Source organism: Saccharothrix hoggarensis (genome assembly GCF_042678885.1).
Lineage (GTDB): Bacteria > Actinomycetota > Actinomycetes > Mycobacteriales > Pseudonocardiaceae > Actinosynnema > Actinosynnema hoggarensis.
In genome coordinates this window covers 1-5,697 of sequence record NZ_JBHTLK010000328.1, presented here as the reverse complement: position 1 = coordinate 5,697, position 5,697 = coordinate 1, and the positions used below count along the sequence as shown (strand labels likewise).

General features: G+C 74.6%; 6 protein-coding genes. 4 read left to right on the top strand and 2 right to left on the bottom strand.

From position 1 onward, the window contains the following. The coding region (locus ACFQ3T_RS33845) for a CU044_5270 family protein (protein WP_380729770.1) at positions 1–700 on the top strand (700 nt) is incomplete at its 5' end. 62 nt (positions 701–762) lie between these two features. Continuing rightward, the gene (locus tag ACFQ3T_RS33840; RefSeq protein WP_380729768.1) at positions 763–1,050 is read left to right on the top strand and encodes a hypothetical protein; all 288 of its coding nucleotides are present in this window, start codon (positions 763–765) and stop codon (positions 1,048–1,050) included. Positions 1,051–1,068: 18 nt separating this feature from the next. On the opposite strand, the gene ACFQ3T_RS33835 is transcribed toward ACFQ3T_RS33840, so the two are convergent. After that, on the bottom strand, positions 1,069–2,301 hold the full coding sequence (locus tag ACFQ3T_RS33835; protein WP_380729766.1) for an MFS transporter: 1,233 nt from the start codon (positions 2,299–2,301) through the stop codon (positions 1,069–1,071). Between the two features lie 142 nt (positions 2,302–2,443). Here ACFQ3T_RS33835 and ACFQ3T_RS33830 point away from each other — a divergent pair, with 142 nt between their 5' ends. Next, a complete protein-coding gene (locus tag ACFQ3T_RS33830; protein ID WP_380729764.1) occupies positions 2,444–3,328 on the top strand; it encodes a 3-methyladenine DNA glycosylase in 885 nt (294 codons plus the stop codon). A gap of 94 nt (positions 3,329–3,422) precedes the next feature. Further along, complete coding sequence (locus ACFQ3T_RS33825; protein ID WP_380729762.1) at positions 3,423–5,201, top strand: substrate-binding domain-containing protein; 1,779 nt, start codon at positions 3,423–3,425, stop codon at positions 5,199–5,201. Between the two features lie 10 nt (positions 5,202–5,211). Here ACFQ3T_RS33825 and ACFQ3T_RS33820 read toward each other — a convergent pair. Continuing rightward, the coding region (locus ACFQ3T_RS33820; protein ID WP_380729760.1) for a helix-turn-helix transcriptional regulator at positions 5,212–5,697 on the bottom strand (486 nt) is incomplete at its 5' end.

Below are 5,697 nucleotides of genomic sequence, written 5' to 3'. Positions count from 1 at the left end.
GGCGTCGGTTCCGGCGTCGGCGGCCGAGGTGACGCCGGTGCTGGACGCCGTGCGGCTGCTCGGCCACGCCGCCCAGGCGGCCCGCTCCGACCCGTCCGCGCCACCGCGTCCCGACCAGTTCGTGTACGCGCGCAGCGTCGGGCAGGGCGCGCCGGACCGGGAGGTCTGGAAGTCGGTCGACGGCACCCGCGACGGGCTGCTGCACAACCACGACGGCGGGCCGGTGGTCCTGCCCGGGTGCCTGAACGGGCGGTCCGTCGTGGTCAGGGGCACTGAGCCGGTGCCCGGTCCGACCCAGCCGTGCCGGCCGGCGCCGGGCTACCTGGCCGACCTGCCGACCGACGTGGACGGGATGCTCGCCCACCTCGACGCGAACGCGAGCGGCGGCGAGGAGCGCAGCGTCAACGCGCGCGGCAAGGACGTGCCGGCGCTGGTCAACGAGGTGATGCTGCCGCCGCTGAGCCGGGCGGCGCTGTACGAGGCGGCGGCCCGCGTGCCGGGGCTGTCCGTGGTGCCGGACGCGCGCGACGGGTCCGGCCGGCCGGGGGTCGGCATCACCTGGCCCGTGCCGCCGGGGTCGAGCCCGGAGGCGCGGCCGGTGGTGCTGGTGTTCGACCCCGAGACCTACGAACTGCTCGGATCGGACTTCCACGCCATCACCGAACTGGCCGTCGTGGACGCCGCCGGGCAGCGTCCCTGACGGCCGGGGTGGGGCCGGTACGGGGGAGGCGCTGCCGGTCCCACCCGACTACGGTTGGTCACGTGGACCCGCGTGACGACGACGATGACGATGACGACGACTTCGACCCCGCCGACGGGGCCGGCTTCGACGAGGACGGGTTCGACGACGACGACGAGGAAGACGAGGACGACCTGTTCGGCGTCACCTCCGAGCCGCGCACCATCTGCCACCTGTGCGGCGGCGCCGGGTTCATCGCCAACCCGACGTCGGCCGTGATCGGCGGCCAGCCGCGCACCGTGGACAACGGCCGGGAGTGCCCGCACTGCCTGGGCGCGCGCAAGTTCCCGAACCTCGTCCCCCCGCTCTGACGCGACGGCCCCACGGGGTCAGCGGTTCGGCGTGGACGCGGCCGACGCACGCGCGGCCGCCACCGCCTCCGCCTCGCGGAACGCCCGCGGCGACAGGCCCAGCCACGCCACGACCAGCGCGGCGACCTGGATCAGCGCCGCCATCACCCACACCGCGCGCAGCCCGAACCCGGCCGCCACGAACCCGCCGGCCAGCGCGCCCAGCGGCGTCAGGCCCCACGCGAGCGCCCGGTGGCTGGTCAGCACCCGGCCCAGCAGGCCGGTCGGGGTGAACCGCTGCCGGCTCGACTGCGAGCACACGTTCCACACCATCACGATCGCCGACTGCGCGAACACGACCAGCCCGATCGCCCACGCCCACGGCGGCAGCACGGCGACCAGCACCTCCGTCACCACCATCCCGACCTGCGCGATCCGCATCGACCACGCGTAGCCGATCCGGCCGACGACCCGGCTCACCAGGAACGACGACGCCACCCAGCCGGCCGCCATGCACGTCAGCAGCACGCCGTAGCCGACCGGCCCGAGGTGCAGGACCTGCGTCGCGTACAGCACGAACATGGACATCACCCCGCTCGCCGCGAACGACCCGAGCGCCACCGCCACCGTGATCGACAGCAGCAGCCGGGTGGCGACGAGGAACCGCAGGCCGTCCGCGATGTCCCGCAACGGGTGCTTGCCCGACGGCGTCCCCGGCGCCGAGCGCAGGCCCAGCACGACGAGCGACGCCACCAGCGCGGAGGCCGCGGCGACCCACGCGGGCGTGCCGAGGCCGAACCCGACCAGCAGACCGGCCGCGGGCGGCACCACGAACTGCACCGCGCCCCGGTCGATGAGGATCAGCCGGGTGTTGGCGGCGGCCAGCCGGTGCGGCTCGACGACCTCGGGCACCACCGCGCCGGTCGCGCCGTCGCCGAGCACCTGCGCCGACGTCACCACGAACGCCACCACCAGCAGCAGCGGCAGGGTCACCGCGTCGGTCAGCCCCGCCACGGCGAGGGTGAGCGCCGCGCCCGCCTGCACCGCGTACGCCCACGTCAGCACGGTGCTGCGGCGCACCCGGTCGATCAGCACCCCCGCGAACAGCGAGAACAGCAGCCACGGCGCCTGACCCACCACGTTGACCAGCGACACCTGCCGCGGGTCCGTCGTGATCGTCACCGCGACCAGCGGCAACGTGGTCAGCATCAGCCCTTCGGCCACCGAACCGGACACCGCGACGGCCTGGAGCCGCACCCACCCCCTGGACATGGTCCACACCCTGCCAACCCCGCCCGCCGGACGCCGTCGATTTAGCGACGGGTGAAAGCCGGCCGGACGGGACGTGAGGGCCGCCACCCGCCGCGCCAGGTGAGGTCCGGACCACAGCCCGGGGGAAGTACCCTGACCGGTCGTGGGGGTCGTCCTTTCCGAAGCCGAGTGGACCGCGCGACGCGACGCGCACGTGGCCCGCGTGCGCCGGTGGACCGGCCCGCACCACGAGCGCAAGGCCGCCGGGCTCAAGCACCCCGTGCTGGACTTCCTGTTCTCGTACTACTCGCACCGCCCGTCGAGGCTGGAGCGCTGGCACCCCGGACCCGGCGTCGTGCTGGCGGGCGACTCGGCGCGCGCCTACCTCAAGTGGCCCGCCTACCGGCGCGTCGACGACGGCGTGACGCTCGACGTCGAGGCGTTCGCGCGGGACCGGGCGAACACGATCGGGTTCGCGAACCGGCTGCTCACCGCCACCGCGGGCCGCTCGCCCAGGCTCGGCTGCTTCGGCCTGCACGAGTGGGCGATGGTGTACCGGCAGCGCCCCGACCAGGTGCGGCACGACGCGTGGCCGCTGCGGCTGGGCAGCGCGGGCACCGACCGGGTGGTCGAGTCGCAGCGCGTGCAGTGCGGCCACTTCGACGCGTTCCGCTTCTTCACCCCCGAGGCACGGCCGCGCAACGCGCTGCAGCCGACCCGGGAGACCCAGGCCGACCTGGAGCAGCCGGGATGCCTGCACGCCAACATGGACCTGTTCAAGTGGGCCTACAAGCTGGACCCGGCGACGCCGTCCGAGCTCGTCGCGGACTGCTTCGAGCTGGCGCTGCGGATTCGCGAACTCGACATGCGCGCGAGCCCCTACGACCTGACCGCGCTCGGCTACCGGCCCGTGGCGATCGAGACGGCGGAGGGCCGGGCCGAGTACGTTCGGCGGCAGAGCGCGTTCGCCGAGGCCGCCGCACCGCTGAGAACCAGGCTGATCGACCTGACCCGGGTGCTGGCCGAGGGCCTCGTCACCACCGCGTGACCCGCGGAGACTTCACCTGTTCCGCGAATGTCACCTGTTAGCGTGATATCGGTCGGGATTCGCCAGCTGTAGCCGGACGCTGAGAGGGAAGACGATGTCTCGACACCGCGCGCTGCGGACGAAGGTGCGGCGCGGCATCGCGACGTGGCCGGTCGCCATCGTCGGCCTGGTGGCCCTGCTCGTGCTCGGCTGGCTCGGCTGGAGCTGGGTCGGCGGCATCGTGGAGCGCCGGGCCGCGGCGCAGGCGGGCGACTGCAACGAGGGCGACGCGCTGCTGCGGGTGTCCGCGACGCCCAGCGTCGCCGAGGCGGTCAAGCAGGTGGCCGAGGCGTGGAGCCTGGAGCGGCCCGTCGTCTACGACCACTGCATCCAGGTCGAGGTCCAGTCGATCGACTCCGAGGTCGTGCTCCAGGGCCTCACCCAAGGCTGGGACGAGGCCGAGCTCGGCGCCCGCCCGCACGCCTGGGTCACCGACTCGACGCTGTGGGCGAACCGGCTCGCCGCGCAGAACGCCGGCCTGCTCGGCGCGGCGCCCGAGTCGATCGCGACGAGCCCCGTGCTGCTCGCCCTGCACCAGGAGCCCGCGCGGGCCGTGGAGTCGGGCGCCGGGTTCCGCTGGACCGACCTGCCCGACCTGCCCGGCGCGGCGGACGGCTGGGGCCGCTTCGGGCGGCCCGAGTGGGGCCGGTTCACCGTCGCCCTGCCCGACCCGGCGACGAACGCGGCCACCGCGATGGCCGTGCAGTCGGCGCTGGCCGGCGCGAGCCCCGACGGCAAGGGCCCGGTGACGACGGAGATGCTGGCGCTCGACCCGGTGAAGGTGACGCTCGGCAAGCTCGCGGCGTCCGGCCCGGAGCAGGCGCCCATCGGCACGTGGGAGGCGCTGACCCTCCTCGGCGCCGACACCGCCGTGAACGCGGCCGGGTTCAGCGCGGTCCCCGTGTTCGAGGTGGACCTGTACCGGCACAACCTCGGCAAGGACACCGGAACCCCGCCCGCGCAACCGCTCTACGGCGTCCCCGCGGGCGGTCCGACGCCGGTCGCCGACTTCCCGTTCGTGCCGCTGGCCGGCGACTGGGTCGGCGAGGCGCAGGTGCGGGCGTCGCAGGCGTTCCGCGAGTTCCTGCACGAGCCCGACCAGCGCCAGACGCTGTCCGTCGCGGGCCTGCGGGTCGAGGGCACCACCGAGCGGCCCAAGCCGTCGCCCGGCATCCGCTGGGCCGCCGTCACCGACCAGCTCGCGCCCGCCGACGCGAACACCACGCAGCAGATCTCGGCCGCGTGGGCGACCGCCGACGACGGCCAGGTCGTCACCATCCTGGTGGACACGTCGAAGTCGATGGAGGAGCACGGCGGCGACGGCCGCAGCCGGATGGAGTGGGTGAAGCAGGCGCTGTCCGGGCAGGTCAACCGGTCGGTGTCGGGGTCGCTGGGGCTGTGGGAGTTCTCCCGCGAGCTGGACGGCGACAAGCCGTACCGGCAGGTCGTCCCCACCGGCCCGGTCGCCGAGCAGCGGCAGGCCCTGCTGGACGGCGTGTCGAACCTGGAACCGCGCAGCGCCACCCAGCTCTACACCAGCCTGCTCGCGCTGTACGAGCGGGCGCTGGCCGACTACCAGGACGGCAAGCGCAACCGGATCGTGGTGCTCACCGACGGCGTCAACGACGGCGGGATCGACTACGAGGAGCTGAAGTCGCGGCTCGCGGCGCTCAAGCAGCCCGGCAAGGACATCGTGGTCAGCGTGATCGCGCTCGGCCCCGACCCGGAGCGCGACACCCTGTCCGAGCTGGCCCGCTCCACCGGCGGCACGCTGTCGGTGGTGGAGGACGGCCGCGGCGTCGACGCGGCGCTCGGCCAGCTCTTGTCGGAGTAGCCGCGGGAGGTCACCGCCGGTAGACGGCCGCCATGTCGGTGAGCCGGGCGACGACGCGGTCGCGCAGCTCGGGCGGCTCCAGCACCTCGGCGTCCGGGCCGAGCCGCAGCAGGTCGACCAGCGCGTGGTCCAGCGACTCGACCGGCACCGACACCGTCGTCCACTCCCCCGCGGGCTCGACGTCCCGCAGTTCCCGCGCCGCGACCAGGCTGAGCAGCGCCCGCGCGTCCCGGAGCCCGGCGGGCGTCAACCGGACCGTCACCCGCATCGGGTACGTCCACTCCTCGAACCGCCGGGTCCAGCCCGCCCAGTACCCGGCCAGGTCGAACCCCTCGGGTCGCTCGAACGGCTCGTCCGTCGCGGTCACCTCCACCACCCGCGACACCCGGTAGGTGCGCAGGTCGCCGTCGACGGGGTCGTCGTCCGCCCGGCCGCCGGCCGCGGCAAAGCCGTCCGCGCGGCTGCCGCCTACACCGCTGCCGCCCGCACCGTTGCC